Here is a 17,672-nt window from a genome sequence, read left to right as displayed (position 1 = left end):
TAAAGCAAACACTTTTGCTTTAGGAGTCCCGTGACCACCACAGTTCAGCGGCCAGCCGTCCGGCTGCCGCGTACGACTTCCTTCTGGGTCCTCGCGGCGATCCAGCTGGCCTTCATGGCCGCGGCCGCGACGCCATCTCCACTTTACGTCGTCTACCAGGCACAATGGCACTTCTCCGCGATCGTCCTGACGGTGATCTTCGGCGTCTACGCGATCGCCCTGCTGGCCGCGCTGATGGTGACCGGCGCACTGTCCGACCATATCGGCCGCCGGCCCGTACTGATCGCGGCGCTGGCCGCCGAAACCGTCTCCATGCTGGTCTTCATCGGCGCGCAGGACGTCGGCTGGCTGGTCGCGGCGCGTGTCCTGCAGGGTCTCGCGACCGGCGCGGCGACCGGCGCGATCAGCGCGTCGCTGGTCGATCTGCAACCGCGTCCCGGAGCCGCCGCGCCGGTCAACAGCGCGACGCCGGCGATCGGCCTGGCGGCCGGCGCGCTGTTCGCCGGCGTGCTGGTGGAATATCTGCCGGCCCCGACCGTACTCGTGTTCGTGCTGCTCACCGCGCTGTTCGTGGCCGGCATCGTGGCCATGCTGCTGGTGCCGGAGACCTCCGGCGGCCGGCCCGGCGCGGTCGCGTCGCTGCGGCCACGCGTCGCCGTCCCAGCCGGCTCCGCTGGCCGTTTCCTCGCCGTGATGCCGACGATGATCGGCTCGTGGTCGGTGGTCGGCTTCCTCATGTCGCTCGGTCCGTCGATCGCCGCCAGCGTGCTCGGCGTACGCGATCACCTGGTCGGCGGCCTGGTCGTCGCGGCCGTGATGGGAGCCGGCGCGGTCGGCTCGATGGTGGCGCGCGGACGTGCCCCGCGGCGGCTGATGGTGCGCGGGGGCCTGATCCTGCCGGTCGGCCTCGCCGTCACGCTGATCGGCCTGAGCACCACGTCCACCTGGCTGTTCTTCGCCGGCACGATCCTGTCCGGCCTCGGCTTCGGCGGCTCGTTCCTAGGCGCGTTCACCGCAGTGTCGGCGCTCGCCGAGCCGGACCAGCGCGCGGCCTTGTTCGCCACCGTCTACACGGTCAACTACCTGGCCTTCAGCGTGCCGTCCGTGCTCGCCGGCGCGCTGGTCGGCATCATCGGCCTCACCACGACCGCGATGATCTTCGGGATCGCGGTGATCGTGCTGTCGCTGGCAGCGGTCGTGCTGGCCGCCGGCCGCGCGGTCGCCCCGGCGGCCGCCGACTGACATCGTCGGGGCGAGCGGCCGCGGCGGGGTCAGTATTGCCAGAGGAAGAGCGCCAGCAGGGTCGCCCAGAAGTCCCGTCCGATGTCGGCCTCGAAGCGGCCGTGACCACCGTGGCCGTGCGCCTTCGGACCGTGTGCCTCGGGACCTTGCGGACCGTACGCCTTCGGGCCGCGGCCGCTCGAGCGGTCGACGCGACGGTCGGCCGGCGTGAAGCCGTGGCCCTTGCCCTGGCCGTGACCGTTGCCTTGGTCGTGACCACCGATCGGGCCGAGGATCGGACCGCCGATGGGGCCTTGGCCACCGCCGTGACCACCGCCATGACCACCGCCATGACCGTTGCCGTTGCCATTTCCGCCGCCGTTGCCGTTGCCTGGCGGCGTGTGCGACGGCGGTGTGTGCGCTGGCGGCTGACTTGACGGCGGTGTCGTACGCGGCGGCGGACGATGCGTCGGCGGCGCCTGATGGTGGCCCGAGCCAGCGGAGCCACCACCGGCGGCCGGCTGCTGCCCGCTCTGGTTGGCCGGAGTGCGCGAGGGCGTCGGCGAAGGAGCGGGCGATGACGGCGTGACCGGTTGCGAGGTGGCCGGTGCCGGCGCCTCCGCGGCCGGCGGCTGCTGGCGGCTGACCGGCGCCGGGCCGGACGTCATCGACACGGTGAGCCAGCCGGCCAGGCCGAGCACGGCGACGGCACCCGCGCCGACCAGCAGCTGGCGGAGCCGTCGGCGGCGCCAGTAATAGCCGGGAGCGAAGCGATCCAGCAGCTCGGAGAGTCTCATCTGTCCGTCACTTCCGGTACGTCCGGCCCAAGCGATGCGAAATCGGATTGTACGGACTCACCGGCCCCGTGTCGCAGAGATGCCGGAAGTCGCCGTCAGGTAAGTGGCGATTCCGGCAAATCCCTCTCCCCGCCCTGTCGACGAAGGTGCCGCCGTTGCGCGTACGATCGCGCCGGAGGTCGTCATCGCACTCGGCGGCGGCTCAGTGCCACGATCGCCGGCCTCGGCCTCGTACACCTCTACTGATGCGGTTTCGTCCAGAAATCCCGCAGATCCGACCAGGCCGGCGCCGGGCCCGGCAGTGCCTCGCCGGTGTTTCTGAGGCCGGCCACCACGATCGCCAGGTGCCGACGCCGAAACTCCGGCGTGCGGCCGAGGTCGACCGGATGCCGCACCGGCGGCTCGGTCAACAGCAGGCACAGGTCGGCCGGTGTGAGGTCCGCACGGAGATCGCCGTTTTCCTTCGTCCGCACCAGAAGCGCGTCGAGCGCGTCGTGCAGCTGGTCGACGGTGGCCAGATGTTGCTCGTCTGGCGCGAAATGTCCGGCCAAGCCCACGAGTGCGCCTTCGCCGGACTCCGCGCACCGGTGCATGAACGTGTCAAACGCTTTCCACGCGTCCGGCTCGTCGGCGGCGGCGCGCGCATAGCCGATGACGCTGCGCATGCCGGCAATTGCCACCACGCGGATGAGCTCTTCTTTGCTGGGAAAGCGCGCATAAAGCGACGCGACGCCGACGCCGGCGCGCTTGGCGATCGCCGCCATCGACGCGCCAGCGCCGTCGGCCACCAGCACCTCGCGCGCGGCACGTACGATCCGGTCGTCGTTGCGGCGCGCCTCAGCCTGGCGGCCACGCAAAGGTACGGTCACGCCGGTCAGCCTGACAGACACCACAACCGCGGGCGCTCCAGTCGCCACCTATCCGAACCGAACATTCAGTTCGGTTTGAACATTGTCACAAAGTGTGCGACCTGTTCGTTCGATATCTCGTAGACGTATTTACTAAGTCGAAGGAATGGAGTACAACGTCCCTGGTCCCGTCGCCGTAACCAGGAGGCCGCGATGCGTGTCGGTCGTATCCCGTTGCTTCTGCTCGCGCTCTTGCTCGTCTTACCGCCGGTCGCGGTGCACGCCGCGGCGCGTACGTACGCGGCCATCCCGGCCGGCGGCCTGAAGGCCAGCAAGGGCACTGGCAACACCGTTGGCACCACCATCTACGAGACACAGCCGCGCGCCGACGGCTTCCGGCACATCAACACGCCGGCCACCATCGCCAAGCTGAAGGCGATGGGTCTGAACACTTTCCTTTACGACGTCTGGGTTTCCCCGAAGGACTGGGACGACCTGCGGCTGGAGTTCGCGCCGGCGGCGATGCAGGCCGGCCTGAACATCTGGATCTATCTGGCGCCGCCGTCGGAATGCCAGACGAACCCGCCGGGCAACTGCCCGCTGCCGTACAAGATGGACTTTGTCAGCTGGGCCAGGGAAATCGCCAACCTGTCGGTGCAGTATCCGAACGTGACGGCGTGGGCCATCGACGACTTCTTCGCCGCCGACGCCAACCGCCAGCTGTTCACCCGCGACTATCTGACGCAGCTGCGCTCGACCTCGCAGGCGATCAACCCGAACCTCGGCTTCTACACGACCTTCTATCTCGGCAACGCGCTCAACGACAGCGAGCTGTCCACGATCAGCGGTGTCGTCGACGGCATCATCTTCCCGTATCTGGGCACCAACGGGAACACCCAGGATCCCGGCTACGTGACCCAGCAGCTCGACCAGATTCTCGCGCACACACAATCGAAAAACCTGCAGCTGCTGCTGCTGATCTACGCCGGCCGGTTCCTCGACGCGCCGCTCGCGCCGACCGAGGACTACGTCGGCCAGGTGATGGACCGCGCCAAGCCGTACGTGGACAACGGCTGGATCGAGGGCATCATCAACTACGGCGCCCCGATCACCGACGACCCGCAGGTCAACTCCGACAACCTGGCGCAGACCGGCAACGGCCGGCTCAGCCTGATCGTGCCGAAGAACACGCCCACGCCGACCGGCTCGTACGAACAGGGCAGCAAGCGCATCACGGTCGATCCCAACGCCGACTCTTACCAGCTTTCTTTCGCCCATTACGACGAAAACGCGCGTGTCCAGGCGGTCGTCGGATACCAGATCAAGCAGGCGCTGATCAACGACACCGTGGTGTGGGAATCCGACGTGGAGGACGACCCCAACTACAGCTGGGCCTCGGCGACCGTCGGCAACGACAAGCTCTATCCGCTGTTGCACGGGAAAACCTCGGCGACGCTGACTTTCCGCCTGCTGGAACGAAAAGGCGTCGGCAGCTTCCCCGTCGACGTCGGTTTCGACAGCGTACAGGCGACCGGCATGACCGTGCCGGACCCGAGTTTCGAGACGCCGCACAGCTGGACCCTGGCGCGTACGGCCGACTCCCTGCTGCCGTCGCAGGACGTGTGGTTCGCCGACCGTCCGGTGCGCATCCGCAACGCCATCGCGGCCCGCTGGGGTGGCACGCAGCAGCCGGTCAGCACCGGACCGACCGGCGTGAAAAACCTTTCGATGTATGGAAAAGGCCGGCTCAGGCTGAGCCTGCCGGAGAAGACCGCCACCTCGGCCGGCATGTGCACCTCGGCCAGCCAGCGCGTCACCGTCGACCCCAACTCGCCGCGCTATGAGCTCTCGTTCTGGATGTTCGACCAGAACTACGCGATCAGCTCCGGCTACAACTACCACGCCAAGGACGTGTACATCACCAACAGCAGCGGCAAGCATCTGCTGTCCAGAATGGACGTACAGGTCGACCCGGCGCTGTGGATGAACGGCCAGGGCCTGTGGAACCACATGGACGTCACCTCGTTCCTCAAGGGTGAAAGCAGTGTGGTCTTCGACTTTTCCTTGTGTGAGTTGAACGGTGTCGGCGACTATGGCGTCGATGTCGGCTATGACAACCTGGAGACGGTCGGGTTCACCTTCGCCAACCCCGGATTCGAGACCCAGAGCGGGTGGACGCTGAACAACAACGGCCCGATGCATGCGGAGATTTCGCTGGCCTAAGCTGCGCTTATGGCGAAGTACTTCGACGTCCATCCGCAGAACCCGCAGAAGCGTGCGGTCGCGCAGGTGACCGCACTCGTACGGGAGGACGGCCTGATCGCGTATCCGACCGACTCCTGCTTCGCTCTCGGTTGCCAGCTCGGCAACCGAGACGGGTTGGACCGGATCCGGCAGATCCGGCACCTGGACGACCGGCACCACTTCACCCTGATGTGCCACAACTTCGCGCAGCTGGGTCAGCTGGTGCAGATCGACAACGCGGTTTTCCGTGCGATCAAGGCGTCGACGCCGGGCAGCTACACGTTCATCCTGCCGGCGACCAAGGAAGTGCCACGGCGGCTGATGCATCCGAAGAAAAAGACGGTCGGCGTACGCATTCCCAACCACGTGGTGGCGCAGGCGCTGCTGGAGGAGCTCGGCGAGCCGATGCTCACCAGCACGCTCCTGCTGCCCGACCACGAGGAGCCGATGACGCAGGGGTGGGAGATCAAGGAGGAGCTCGACCACGTGGTCGACGCGGTGGTCGACTCGGGTGACTGCGGCACCGAGCCGACCACGGTCGTCGACTTTTCCGACAACGAGCCGGAAATCCTTCGCTACGGCGCCGGCGACCCGACGCGTTTCGAGGTTTAGGGCCTGGCCTACACCGTTTCCGAGGCGTATTTCGCGCGCAGCTCGGCCATCCGCTCGTCGGTCATGGTCTCGCCGGCCATGATCGCCTCGTGCACCTCGCGGAAGTAGTTCTCATAGCCGGCCGGCGCGAAGACGCACAGCGCCTTGACCGGCCGGTCGGTCGCGTTACGGAAACCGTGCACCGAGCCGCGTACGGCCGCGAGCAGGCCACCCGGACCGACCGCCGTCTCACCGTCGCCGGTGTGTACGGTCAGCTCGCCTTCCAGCACGTAGAAATACTCGTCGTGCTGCCAGTGGATGTGTGGCCGTACGGCCGGCGCGCCCGGCTCGACGACAAACTCCTGCAGCGACAACCGGCCGCCGGTCTGGTCGCCGACGATCTTGAACAGCATCTCCACGCCCGGGCCAGGGATCGCCTCGCCATCCCCGGCCGGCCGCAGCACCGCCTGCGTACGCTCACCCATCGTCACCCTCCAGATCTTGCCGCTCGCTACTCCGCGTTGGCATAGGTGGGGTCGGCGGTCTGAGCGCCTCCGGTCGCCAGTACGCGACTGCCGGCGCGGCGCCGAGCGACCACCGCTCGCCGGTGCGCGACCAGGCCCATCACCGCGACCGCGAGACCCAGGACCGACACGCCGGTGACGACGTACAACGCCGGCCGGAAACCGGCGAGCAGAGCCGCCGCCGAGGCCTGTGCGCCACCGCTGGCGGTCACCACCGCGGTCACGATGGCGAGTACGACGGCACCGCCGACCTGCACCGACGTGTTGAGCAGGCCGCCGGCCAGACCCTGCTCGTCGTCCGAGATGCCGGAGGTGGCCTGGATGTTGAAGGCCGGGAACGCGAGCATGAAGCCGACTCCGAGCAGCAGCATGCTCGGCAGCACGGTCGTGAAGTAGTTGCTGTCGATCCCCACGTCGAAGAACAGCAGATAGCCGGCGACGTGCGCGAGCACACCGGCCGCGATGGTCGGCGCGGTGCCGACGCGGTCGACGATCCAGGCCGTACGCGGCGACCCGAAGGCCACGATCAGCGCCGCCGGCAGGAAGGCCAGCGCGGTCTGCAGTGGCGACCACTGCCGTACGGACTGCAGATAGAGCATCACCACGAACTGGAAGCTGATGTAGCCGCCGAAGAACGCGATCACGCCGAGGTTGGCGCGCCGCAACGCACCGGCGCGCAGGATGCCGAGCCGCAGCAACGGATGCGGGCTGCGCCGCTCGACCACGACGAAGGTGACCGCCAGCGCCACCGACAGAACGAGGCCGCCGATCGTACGCACCGAGGCCCAGCCGGCCTCCGGCGCGCTCACCACCGTGAACACCAGCAGCATCGACGCGGCGACGCCGAGCACGGCCCCGACCACGTCATAGCCCTGACCGGTACGCGCCGGCCGCGCGGTCCGCGGCACCAGCCGGTAGGCGGCGTACAAGGTGGCCAGCGCGATCGGCACCGGCAGCAGGAAGGTCCACCGCCAGCCGACCTGCGTCATCAGGCCGGAGAAGACCAGGCCGAGCGAATAGCCGCTCGCGCCGAACACACCGAAGATGCTCAACGCGCGGTTGCGCGCGTGGCCTTCCGGAAAGGTCGTAGTGACGATGGACAGCGCGGCCGGCGCGGTGAACGCGGCCGCCATGCCTTTGATGAACCGGGCCGCGATCAGCAGTGTGCCGTCGCTGACCAGGCCGCCGAGCAGCGACGCGGCGGTGAAGACACCGAGGGCGATCAACAGTACGCGACGGCGTCCGAGCAGGTCAGCGGCGCGGCCACCGAGCAGCAGCAGACCGCCGTAGCCGAGGACGTAACCGCTGACGACCCATTGCAAAGAGGAGGTGGACATGCCGAGGTCGGCGCGGATCGCCGGCAGTGCGACGCCGACCATCGAGACGTCGAGCGCGTCGAGAGCGACCACGGTGCAGACGACCAGCAGCACACCCCAGAGCCGCGCGTCCCACCGCCGAGTATTGGTCTCTAGTGTTGTCACTCGGACGAGATTACATGCACACACATATGATGCCAACGCATTTAATGGTGATGCATCTAATGCACATGCATGTGTTAGTATCGCGGCCATGTCCGTGGAGACAGCCGAGCCGCTCGTCATCGAATGGCGTGCGCTGCAGGTGCGGTACGCGCAGGTCAGCTGCGCCATCGAGCGTGCGCTGCAGGAGGAGCACGGGCTCGGGTTGAGCGAGTTCGAGGCGCTCGACCGGCTGATGGAGATCGGCGACCAGTGCCGCGGCCAGCAGCTCGTCGACCTGCTGCCGCTCAGCCAGAGCGCGGCGTCCCGGCTGATCGCCCGGCTGGAGCGCGACGGCCTGGTCGAACGTACGGTCTGCGAAAACGACCGTCGGGCGATCTTCGTGCGGATGACCGACGCCGGCCGCGCGCGCTACGACGTGGCCAAGACAACACAGCGGAAGGTGCTCGCCGAAACCCTGCGATGATGCCGTTATGGCGCTGTCACAGGAAAACGCCGACGCGTACGCGGCGTCGTTCGGCGCGCTCGCCGACGCCACGCGCGTCCGGCTGCTGCACTCGGTCGCGGCGAGCGGTGAGACGACCGTCGAGGCTCTGGCCGACGAGCTCGGCATCGGTCCGGCGGCCTGCGCCGGCCACCTGCGTACGCTCGCGGACGTCGGTTTTGTGGGCCTGCACAACGAAAGCGTCGTCTGTCGTCGCGGCTTTCCCCAGGTCACGACCACGACGGCGAAACCGCTGCGGCTTCCTGACGACGTGAACGTACGCCCGTTGCTTCCGCGGGACTGGCCGGACGTGCGGCGGATCTACGCCGAAGGCATCGCCACTGGACTGGCCACCTTCGAGACGGACGTGCCCAGCCGCGCGGCGCTCGACGCGAAGTGGCTGCCGGACCAGCGCTGGGTCGCCGAGGTCGACGGCGCCGTCGCCGGCTGGGCCGCGCTCACCGCGGCGTCGAGCCGGCCGTGCTATGCCGGCGTCGCCGAGACCTCGGTCTACATCGCCGACGGCATGCGCGGCCGTGGCGTCGGCAAGGCGCTGCTCCACCAGCAGGTCAGCGGCGCCGACGCGGCCGGCATCTGGACGCTGCAGTCGGCGATCTTCGCGGAAAACACGGCAAGCCTGGCCCTGCACCACGCGGCCGGGTTCCGTACGGTCGGCATCCGCGAGCGGATCGCGCGGCTCAACGGCCGCTGGCACGACACGGTCTTCATCGAGCGTCGCGCGCCTTCGAACGCGCGCGTACGTGCATCCGCTCCCCCTGCGGACCAAACAGGCTGAGCACCTCGGCGGCACCGCCAGCGCCGCCGAACCAGTGCGGCAGCCGGCAGTCGAACTCGGCCGCCTCGCCGGTGCCGAGCTCCAGGTCGTGGTCGGCCAGCCGGAGCCGTACCCGGCCGGACAGCACATAGAACCACTCATAGCCCTCGTGCGTCATCAGCTCCGGCGGCTCCCGGCGAGCCGGCAGGATCATCTTGTATGCCTGGAGGCCGCCCGGCTGGCGGGTCAGCGGCACGACGGTCATGTGCGGCAACTTGCGCGGCACCATCCGGATCCGCGGGTCGCCGACCTCCGGCGCGCCGACCAGCTCGTCGAGCGGCACCTGGTGTGCCTGCGCGATCGGCAGCAGCAGCTCCAGGCTGGGTTTGCGCTGGCCGCCCTCCAGCCGCGACAGCGTGCTCTTGGAGATGCCGGTGGCCTCCGACAGCGCGGCCAGCGTGACGCCGCGCTCCATGCGTACGCGCTTCAACCGGCCGCCGACCTCGGCCAACGCGTTCTCGACGGTTGCGTCCATGACACCAGTGTCCCAGAAACGGCAACAAGGTTTGCCAAGGGGTGTACGACGCGTGCATCCTCGCCAGCACAGAGGAGGAAACGATGAGTGTTTACGACGTAGTGATAGTCGGCGGTGGCGCTGCGGGGCTCAACGCGGCGCTCATGCTGGGACGCGCGCGGCGGCGGATCGCGGTGGTCGACGGTGGCCAGCCCCGCAACGCACCGGCCACGGCGATGCACGGATTCCTGTCGCGCGACGGCATGCCGCCACGCGAGCTGCTGGCCGCCGGACGCGCGGAGCTCGAGTCGTACGGCGGTGAGATCATCGACGGCGAGGTGACCGGCATCGACGCCGGCTTCTACGTGCGGCTCGGCGACGGGCGCGTCCTGAAGGCGCGGCGCGTGCTGGTCGCCACCGGCCTGACCGACGTGCTGCCGGACATCGCCGGGCTGCGCGAGCGCTTCGGCCGGGACGTGCTGCACTGTCCTTACTGCCACGGCTACGAGGTGCGCGACCGGCCGCTCGGCGTGATCGGCTCGCTGCACCACGCGTATCTGGTCCGCCAATGGTCCCCCGACCTGGTCTTCTTCTCCAACGGCACCGAGGTTTCGCTGGAAGACCGCGAGAAGCTTTCGGCTCGCGGCGTGAAGGTGGTGGACGGCAAGGTCGTACGCGTCGCGGTCACCGACGACCGGCTGTCCGCTGTCGAGCTGGCCGACGGTCGTACGGTCGAGCGCTCGGCGTTGTTCGTGGCGCCGAAAATGGTGCCCAACGACCGGCTGCTGAAAGATCTCGGCTGCGTTGCCGACGACAACGGGGTCGTACGCGTCGACGCCGTCGGCCGCACCAGCGAGTTCGGCGTTTTCGCCGCCGGCAACAGCGTCACTCCGATGGCCACGGTGATCGGCGCCGCCAGCGCCGGCGCGCAGGCCGGCGCCTTCATCAACGCCGAGCTGGTCGAGGAAGACTTCGCCGACGCATTGGATCGGTCGCGCGCCGGCACCTTCGGCCCGGAGATGGAGCGCCGCGTCTCCCGGCTGTGATCACGGCGCCGGAAACGGTCCCATCGGGTTTCCGGTGCCGCGATCGCGCAGCCGCCGTAAGAACGCGAGCTGGCCGGAAATACCGCCGGACCACGCCACGCCGTCCTGTTCGCCGAGCCTGGTGACCTTGACGTTCGCCGGCGGATCGGCCAGCCCGCGTACGACCAGCTGCGTCGCCGCCGACTCCGCCGCCGCACCGAAGCGCTCGTTTTCCTCGGCCAGGTCGAGGAAAAACTCGCCGACGCCGCTGATGCCACAGCATTGGCCGCGGTTGGCCAGATACGGGACCCAGTCGGCACAGGCGGATCCGGCGGCGACGGCCAGCTCCACCAGCTCACGATCGGCCAGCTTGTGGCCGGCCAGCCAGAGCGTACGGCCGATGCCGGCGAGGCCGCGGCACCAGGAAACCGACAGCGGCACGGCGGTCGCCATGGCCGAGACCTCGATCAACCGGGTCGTACGCGCGCGCACCAGCTCCAGCCGCCGAGCCAGCTGGTTTTCCAGCGATTCCGACCAAAGTGCCGTGTCTCGCACGGCCAGCAGCAGCGCGATGACGCCGGACAGGCCGTGCGCGAAGCCGGTCGTCGTGTCCATGCCGGACTCCTCGCTCACCTGCTCCGGCGCAAACGCCGACTCCGGATCGAGGTGCCGCGTCACGCGTTCGACGGACTCACGTACGACGCGTTCGTGATCCGGATGCGGCGCGAGCCGGTCGAGGACGAGGTGACCGAGGCCGATGCCGGCGGCGCCGATGGTGATCTCGTCGCCTTTCGGCCGCCAACCGGCGGTCTCGGCCGGCAGCACCGGGCCGTCACTGCCACAGATCCGTGCTTGCTCAAGGAAAATCCGCACGCCGGTCGCCCCGAGCAGCAGCCCGGGTGGCAGGTCGAGCCGGGTCGCACTCTGTGCGCAGTAATCCTGCAGCCGCCGGACCATCTCCGCGACTCCTGGTTTGTCCAGGTGGTGCAGGAGTTCCAGGCCGACGCCGCTGACGCCGCGATAGACGTTTGGCTCCACGAATCCGTCTGGCTCGGCCAGCCGCGCGTCGATCGCGGCCAGGACGTTTTCGCGCGTACGATCAAGCAAATCCGGTGCATAGGTGGGCGCGCATGCGACTGGCTCCACCGGCGGCGGCTTTTTCTCAACGATCGCCCGTAAAGTCGCCACCGCCTCGTCAGGATCGTCGGAGAGCAGGCCGACGACGTACGCGATGGCCGGCGGAAGATCCGTGCCATAGATGCGATCGATCATCTCCAGCGCGTGCCGCCGCGGCGCCGCCGGATCCGCGCCGCCGGTCGCCGCCGGCGCTCCGGTCGCGGCCTGCAGCAGCACCATCCCCAACGCGTGGCAGTCGTCGGCCGGATGTGCCGGCTCGCCGGCGAACTGCCGCGCCGGTGCGATCCCTGGTGTGCCGCCAGGCATCCGTACGTCGCCGTGATGGCAGATGCCGAAATCGATCAGCGTCACGTCGTATGTCTCGTCGTCGACGACCACATTGGACGGTGAGACATCGCGAGAGACGAAGCCGCGATCGTGCACGGCCGCGATGATGCCGCCAAGGCGACATGCCAGCGAGTCCAGCGAACGCCTGTCCACTGTGGACGGACGATAGCGGCCGCGGCGGCCGATGTCCTCGCCGAGGTTGAACTTGCCGCCGAACGAGGTGACCAGAAACTCGTCGTCGCCGTGCCGGAAATGGTCCAGGCAGCGCGGCACCCCCGCGATGCCGGCCAGCGCGGTCAGAACGTATCGCTCGTTACGCAGTCGCAGACGTGTGTCATAGCCGGCGTCGGTCTCTCCGACGTACGCCCGTGCCCGCTTAACGACGACTTTCTCGCCGGTCCACTCGTCGAACGCCGTGTAGACGTTTCCGCGCGGCGACTGGAAAATCCCCTTCGCCGGCCGGTAACGCCGACCGAGGATCACCGGCTCGTCCGGCGGCGCTGGGTCGGCACCGAACGGGTCGGTGACCCACGACGGCTGTCGGTAAGTCAGCTCGGCGGTGCCGTCGAACCGGTCGCCGTGCGGTCCGACGATGGCCGAGATGACCTTGCCGTCCGGCTCGGCGCTCAGGTTGCTGGCAAACGGACCATAGCGGTAATACACCGGAGCGTCCGCGGCGACCTGCCGGTCGCTGAGCACCCGGGGCGCCGGCCGGCCACCCAGCACACCGGCGAGTTTTTCCGCCAGTGGACGGAAAAGCGGCTCCGCCGGATAGACGGTGAACGCCTTGCCGACCAGCGCCGGCGTCGGATTTCCGTCGTTGAGCTGCGACAGCACCTCGACCGAGCGAGCCAGCTTGAACGCGCAACCGGCGTCCAGCAGCAATGGCACGACCTCGGTCACCACCGCGGCGAAATCCGCCGCACGCGCGGAAACGTGCAGCTTCCAACCGTGCGGCCTCACCTCGTCCGGATCGGCACCGGACACCTGCAGCCACAGCGAGCTGGCGCGCACCTGGCGGCCGTGACCGGCCACCAGGCTGCGTACCACCAGCTCGACGTCCTCGCTGGTCATGGCGTCGACGGTCAGAAGTTCGACCGTCCGGTCGCCGGACAGTAATCCGTGCCGTACGTGCAATAACAGCTCGCCTCGCAGGCGACGATGTCATGCAGCGAACGGCCCTCCAGGAACTCGACGTCCGGCTCACCGGGATCGGTGCCGGCGTCCCGCGGAGCCAGTTCGAGCAGTGCCTCCATAGCAACCTCCATCGGTCGACAGGTCCGCCGAACGTACGTCCAGCTCACCCGCCAGACAAGGCCGGATCGAGGCTTTTTCCTTTGTCACCACCATATAGCGGCGGCTTTGCAAGGTGCCGCCGAGATAATCGCAAGGTGCCGGCCGCACCCCCGGCGGGCGCGGCCGGCCGTCGGTTTGCCAGTTCTAAGGCTGGCACTCCGGTTTGGGGCCCTGGTAACCCTTCATCGAGTCCTTCGAGGCACCGACATAGCAGTGGATCGACGGATCGACCTTGTTGTCGCCGACATGCGCGTACGTCGAGCCGATGTCCAGCCCGATCGCGTGGTCGGTGTTGCCGGTGAACTCGTTGCCGTTGATCGTCAGATACTGGATGTCCTCGACCATGACGTTCTGCGAGGCCTGCAGCGTCTCACAGAAGTTGTTGCTGAACATCCAGTGGTCGCTGTGGCCCTGGCCGTCGCCTTCGCCGTCGTTGGGGCCTTCGGCCATGATGCACATGTTGTCGATTTTCTCGCACCGGTTGCCGTCGATCGTCACGTCGGAGCTGGACGGTGTGTCACTTTGGTAGGTCTGCATGCAGTCCGCGTGCGCGCCGGTGCTGTTGTCGGTCTGGCTGACCGTGTTGTGCAGGATCTTCACGTGGTCGCCGAAAAACCGGATGCCGTCACCGTCGCCGCCTTTCGGCTTGGCGATCTTGTTGTTCTGCAGTGTGTCGTTGTTGCCGGTCATCCGTACGCCGGGCGCGGACGGCTGGTTCATCACATATCCCTGCACCACGACGTAATCGGCGTCGACATCGATGCCGCCGACCTGGGTCGTGCCGCCGCCGTCATACACCACCGGCTTTTCCGCCGTGCCGCCCTTGGTGATCTTCAGCCGGCTGGACTTGCGTGCGTCGGTCAGGCACACCACATCGCCTGGCCGCGCCGTGCGCGCCGCGCTCGTCGCGGTCGTACGCAACGAACATTTCGCCGCCGCCACGTGTTGGGCACCGGGCCTGGTGTCGGGACTGGTCGCACTCGCCGGATGCGAACAGCCGAGCACCGCGACCGCCGCGACGGCGATGCCGAGCGTTCTTTTCAGTAGCATTCTGAGCATTCTCCCGTGGTCGTCTGGATCTGGCCTGTCGAAGAGTGGCTGGATCACCTCCCGGTCACGTCGATGTTGGTGAGGCCGGAGCCGGCGTCGCGTACGGTGTTGGTCGACCGCACGACGTTCGGCCGGTCGCATTTGCTCTGGTCGGTCACGTCGATCGCGTATCCGCTGGCGCCGCCGAGGTCGGATTTGTTGCCGTCAAAGGTGTTCGCGCAGCCCATGCCGCTGACCTGTTGGTGCACCTGGAATCCGTCGACGAGCGCGCCGTCGCCGTCGTACGTGCCGGTGTTGTCGGCGAGCCGATATCCGCCGCCTTTCACGTCGACCCACGAATCCGCGTAATTCTGGCCGGAGATGCCGTGGCCGTCGAAGCTGTTGCCGCGGATGACGCCGTCCTGGGTGCCTTCCTTGATGTCGATGGCCTCGGCGCGGATGTTGGGCCCGAGCTGGTTTCCGATGACCTGGTTACGGTCGCTGCGGTCCGGTCCACCGTTTTCGCCGTAGTCGTCCCAGTGGCTTTTCGCCGAGCCGAGATAGATCCCCTCGCCAAACTGTGGCTGTTTGCGGCCGGTGTCGCGTACGGAAGAGTCGCTGATCGTGTTGTCGGAGCTGGACGCGCGCAGATGGATCGCCTCGGCGTCCACATTGGACACGGCCAGCCGGTCCAGCACGGTGTGGTTGGTGTGGTCCAGCACGATCCCCTTGCTGGCGCCGGAAACCGCGAAGCCGGTGAGCTTCCAATACGCGGCGCCGTCCAGATGCAGGCCATAACCGCCGTGGTTGGACAGCACCGCTTCGCGCGGGCCGGTCAACGTGATCGGCTGGCTCGCGGTGCCTTTCGCGGTGGCGGTGAAGCTGCCGTCGTACGTGCCGGCCGCCAGCTCGATGGTCTGGCCGGGAGCGGCCGCGGCGAGCGCACTGGTCAGCTCGGCGGCGGTGCGTACGGTCACCGTGTCCGCGTGCGCACTCACCGCGATCGACGGCACGAGCAGAATGCCGCCGGCCGCGGCCAACCAGAATCGGATCCGATGCATGCCAGCCCTTTCGCGCGGGTCCAGATGTGCCACCCTCCCTACCGTCCGGGAAGCACGGAAAGTCGGGACTGTCCGGTTGATGCCATCCGGCATAGTGCACGTACGTCCGGGGACCGGTCCCCGGAGCCGGTAACCGGCCGACCGCGCGACGTGACACCGACCGACCGAATTCGTAATCGCATTGCGACGCAGCGCTTTTTCACTGTGAATAAACTGGCCGGATCCGGCACTTTGCTTTTAGCGCTGTTACGTCCGGCGGAACGCCGCCGATAATCCGGTGAAACCTTCGTGCGGGGGCACGTTTCCCGGCGATTTCCGTATCGCCTCGAGCGCAAAGGGTCAACCCGTGAAAGCAAGCCGTGTGATTTTCGCGTGCCTGCTCGCCGGCGCCACCGGCGCCGCCAGCCTCACCGCCGTCGCCGTCAGTCCGGCCTACGCCGCCGTCAGCTACGCACAACAGGTCGTCGACCTCACCAACCAGCAGCGCCGCTCGCACGGCTGCGGAAACCTGACGGTGAACGCGGCGCTGACCCGGTCCGCGCAGGGCCACAGCGCCGACATGGCGGCGCACAACTATTTCGCGCACAACAGCCAAAACGGCAAGACGCCTGGCGCGCGGATCACCTCCGCCGGCTATTCGTGGAGCCGGTGGGCCGAGAACATCGCGGCCGGCTACCAGACGCCGGCGCAGGTCGTGAACGGCTGGATGAACAGCTCCGGTCATCGCGCCAACATCCTCAACTGCAAGCTGCGCGACATCGGCGTCGGCTATGTCTATTCCGGGGCGGCGAAATATCGCACGTACTGGACGCAGGACTTCGGCACCAGGCGCTGACGACGACACCCTCACCCTCGGCGCGGTTTCGTTTACGCTGAGCAGCATGGATGACGTTGACCGGCTGCTGGCCGTCGCACGCGAGGAGGCCGAGCTCGGCAAGGCCGAAGGTGGCGTGCCGATCGGCGCGGCGCTTTTCACCATCGGCGGCCAGCTGCTCGGCCGCGGTCACAACCGGCGCGTGCAGGACGACGATCCGTCGACGCACGCCGAGACCGCCGCGTTCCGTAACGCCGGCCGCCGGCCGCACTATCGCGACACGGTGATGGTGACGACGTTGTCACCGTGCTGGTATTGCAGCGGCCTGGTGCGCCAGTTTGGCATCTCACAAGTCGTCATCGGTGAGGCGACGACGTTTTCCGGCGGCCACGACTGGCTGGCCGAGCTCGGCGTCGGCATCACCATCGTCGAGGACCCGGCCTGCGTCGCGCTGATGACGGAGTTCGTCAGGGACCGCCCGGATCTGTGGTTCGAGGACATTGGCGGGGAGAAATGAGCGTTCCGCTGATCGACCTGCGGCCGTGGCGCGACGGCTCTGCCGCCGACCGCGCGGCCGTCGCGGCCGAAGTCGACGCGGCATTGTGCGAGTCTGGTTTCCTGCTCGTCAAAGGCCATGGCGTCCCCGACGAGCTGCGTGAGCGTACGCGCGCGTTGGCTCGCGAATTCTTCGCGTTGCCGGAGTCGACCAAATCCCGCTATGCGGTGACCGTCGGCGGCCGCGGCTGGCTGCCGCCGGGCGTCGAGGCGAACGCCGGCGCCGAAGGCCAGCGGACACCGCCGGATCTCAAGGAGTCCTACACCGTCGGCGCCGACCAGCCGGTCGGCATCCCGGAGATCGACGCGTTCTGGTTCCAGCAAAACCTCTGGCCGGCCGAGACACCGGAATTCGGCACGGCCGTACGTGCCTATATGGCGCGAATGCGCGCGCTATCGGATGAATTGCTGACGATTTTCGCGGCTTCCCTGGATTTGCCAGCCGATTTCTTCACCAGGCACACCGATCGTCCGACGCACACCTTCAACATCAACTGGTATCCGGCGATCACCCACACCGGTGTGCCGCAGGACGGCCAGTTCCGGATCGGACCGCACACCGACTTCGGCACGGTCACCGTGCTCGACCGTCAGGTAGGGCTCGGCGGACTGCAGATTTTCACCGCTGACGGCGAATGGGTGGACGCGCCGTACGATCCGGCCGCCTTCACCATCAACATCGGCGACCTGATGGCCAGGTGGACCGGCGACCGCTGGCGGTCGACCCGGCACCGCGTGCTGCCGCCCGATCCGTCCGCGCCGCACGAGGAGCTGGTGTCGCTGGTCTTCTTCTACGAAACCAACCACGACGCCAGGATCGCCTCATTGCCGGCACCGGTGGGACAAACCACGTATCCGGACGTTATTGCCGCCGAATATCTGAAGGAAAAGCTGGACGCCATCACAGTTGGATAGGCTTCGCGCAACGCCGACGAAACATCCCTTGCCTAGA

The 17,672-nt window shown here is 67.8% G+C and carries 18 protein-coding genes; 9 read left to right on the top strand and 9 right to left on the bottom strand.

The genetic code is table 11. The features are described 5' to 3' along the window. Nucleotides 1–30 precede the first annotated feature (30 nt). Entirely contained in the window at nt 31–1,242 is a 1,212-nt protein-coding gene (locus GNX95_RS40750; RefSeq protein WP_222854308.1) for an MFS transporter, read from the top strand. A 29-nt stretch (nt 1,243–1,271) separates the two neighbouring features. On the opposite strand, the gene GNX95_RS40745 is transcribed toward GNX95_RS40750, so the two are convergent. Further along, nucleotides 1,272–2,018 carry a hypothetical protein gene (locus GNX95_RS40745; RefSeq protein WP_163513475.1) on the bottom strand — a complete coding sequence of 249 codons (747 nt, stop codon included), beginning with the start codon at nt 2,016–2,018 and terminating at the stop codon, nt 1,272–1,274. A gap of 239 nt (nt 2,019–2,257) precedes the next feature. Continuing rightward, complete coding sequence (locus GNX95_RS40740; RefSeq protein ID WP_163513473.1) at nt 2,258–2,887, bottom strand: TetR/AcrR family transcriptional regulator; 630 nt, start codon at nt 2,885–2,887, stop codon at nt 2,258–2,260. Between the two features lie 192 nt (nt 2,888–3,079). On the opposite strand from GNX95_RS40740, the gene GNX95_RS40735 reads away from it, so the two are divergent. Both GNX95_RS40735 and GNX95_RS40730 read left to right on the top strand, forming a co-directional pair. Then, nucleotides 3,080–5,089 carry a hypothetical protein gene (locus tag GNX95_RS40735; RefSeq protein WP_163513471.1) on the top strand — a complete coding sequence of 670 codons (2,010 nt, stop codon included), beginning with the start codon at nt 3,080–3,082 and terminating at the stop codon, nt 5,087–5,089. Nucleotides 5,090–5,098: 9 nt separating this feature from the next. Continuing rightward, nucleotides 5,099–5,722, top strand: a complete 624-nt coding sequence (locus GNX95_RS40730) for an L-threonylcarbamoyladenylate synthase (protein WP_163513469.1) — start codon at nt 5,099–5,101, stop codon at nt 5,720–5,722. Between the two features lie 8 nt (nt 5,723–5,730). Here GNX95_RS40730 and GNX95_RS40725 read toward each other — a convergent pair whose 3' ends face one another. After that, entirely contained in the window at nt 5,731–6,186 is a 456-nt protein-coding gene (locus GNX95_RS40725) for a cupin domain-containing protein (protein WP_246281963.1), read from the bottom strand. Between the two features lie 26 nt (nt 6,187–6,212). Next, on the bottom strand, nt 6,213–7,706 hold the full coding sequence (locus GNX95_RS40720; protein ID WP_246281930.1) for an MFS transporter: 1,494 nt from the start codon (nt 7,704–7,706) through the stop codon (nt 6,213–6,215). A gap of 88 nt (nt 7,707–7,794) precedes the next feature. Between GNX95_RS40720 and GNX95_RS40715 the strand changes: the two genes are divergently transcribed. Continuing rightward, nucleotides 7,795–8,169, top strand: coding sequence for a MarR family winged helix-turn-helix transcriptional regulator (locus tag GNX95_RS40715; protein WP_163513463.1), 375 nt, complete (start codon nt 7,795–7,797; stop codon nt 8,167–8,169). 7 nt (nt 8,170–8,176) lie between these two features. Further along, nucleotides 8,177–8,983, top strand: coding sequence for a helix-turn-helix domain-containing GNAT family N-acetyltransferase (locus GNX95_RS40710; protein ID WP_163513461.1), 807 nt, complete (start codon nt 8,177–8,179; stop codon nt 8,981–8,983). Here GNX95_RS40710 and GNX95_RS40705 read toward each other — a convergent pair. After that, a complete protein-coding gene (locus tag GNX95_RS40705) occupies nt 8,913–9,497 on the bottom strand; it encodes a helix-turn-helix domain-containing protein (protein ID WP_163513459.1) in 585 nt (194 codons plus the stop codon). The genes GNX95_RS40710 and GNX95_RS40705 overlap by 71 nt on opposite strands. 83 nt (nt 9,498–9,580) lie before the next feature. Here GNX95_RS40705 and GNX95_RS40700 point away from each other — a divergent pair, with 83 nt between their 5' ends. After that, a complete protein-coding gene (locus GNX95_RS40700) occupies nt 9,581–10,522 on the top strand; it encodes an NAD(P)/FAD-dependent oxidoreductase (protein ID WP_163513457.1) in 942 nt (313 codons plus the stop codon). Here the strand turns inward: GNX95_RS40700 and GNX95_RS40695 are convergent, their stop codons facing one another. The 4 genes from GNX95_RS40695 to GNX95_RS40680 form a co-directional block, all read right to left on the bottom strand. Next, complete coding sequence (locus tag GNX95_RS40695; RefSeq protein ID WP_163513454.1) at nt 10,523–13,039, bottom strand: class III lanthionine synthetase LanKC N-terminal domain-containing protein; 2,517 nt, start codon at nt 13,037–13,039, stop codon at nt 10,523–10,525. 11 nt (nt 13,040–13,050) lie between these two features. After that, nucleotides 13,051–13,221 (bottom strand): hypothetical protein, encoded by a 171-nt coding sequence (locus GNX95_RS40690; RefSeq protein WP_163513452.1) that lies wholly within the window; start codon nt 13,219–13,221, stop codon nt 13,051–13,053. Nucleotides 13,222–13,405: 184 nt separating this feature from the next. Then, the gene (locus tag GNX95_RS40685) at nt 13,406–14,311 is read right to left on the bottom strand and encodes a right-handed parallel beta-helix repeat-containing protein (protein WP_163513450.1); all 906 of its coding nucleotides are present in this window, start codon (nt 14,309–14,311) and stop codon (nt 13,406–13,408) included. Nucleotides 14,312–14,364: 53 nt separating this feature from the next. After that, nucleotides 14,365–15,351 carry a right-handed parallel beta-helix repeat-containing protein gene (locus tag GNX95_RS40680; protein WP_163513448.1) on the bottom strand — a complete coding sequence of 329 codons (987 nt, stop codon included), beginning with the start codon at nt 15,349–15,351 and terminating at the stop codon, nt 14,365–14,367. A gap of 346 nt (nt 15,352–15,697) precedes the next feature. On the opposite strand from GNX95_RS40680, the gene GNX95_RS40675 reads away from it, so the two are divergent. From GNX95_RS40675 to GNX95_RS40665, 3 genes are read left to right on the top strand one after another with little or no spacing between them, the layout of a single operon-like run. After that, nucleotides 15,698–16,186 carry a CAP domain-containing protein gene (locus GNX95_RS40675; RefSeq protein ID WP_222854307.1) on the top strand — a complete coding sequence of 163 codons (489 nt, stop codon included), beginning with the start codon at nt 15,698–15,700 and terminating at the stop codon, nt 16,184–16,186. A gap of 46 nt (nt 16,187–16,232) precedes the next feature. After that, complete coding sequence (locus GNX95_RS40670) at nt 16,233–16,682, top strand: nucleoside deaminase (RefSeq protein ID WP_163513444.1); 450 nt, start codon at nt 16,233–16,235, stop codon at nt 16,680–16,682. Next, entirely contained in the window at nt 16,679–17,635 is a 957-nt protein-coding gene (locus GNX95_RS40665) for an isopenicillin N synthase family dioxygenase (RefSeq protein WP_163513441.1), read from the top strand. Before GNX95_RS40670 ends, GNX95_RS40665 begins: the two co-directional genes overlap by 4 nt. Nucleotides 17,636–17,672: the final 37 nt, after the last annotated feature.

It is taken from the genome of Fodinicola acaciae, from assembly GCF_010993745.1.
Lineage (GTDB): Bacteria > Actinomycetota > Actinomycetes > Mycobacteriales > HKI-0501 > Fodinicola > Fodinicola acaciae.
This window is presented reverse-complemented; position numbering and strand designations above follow the sequence as displayed.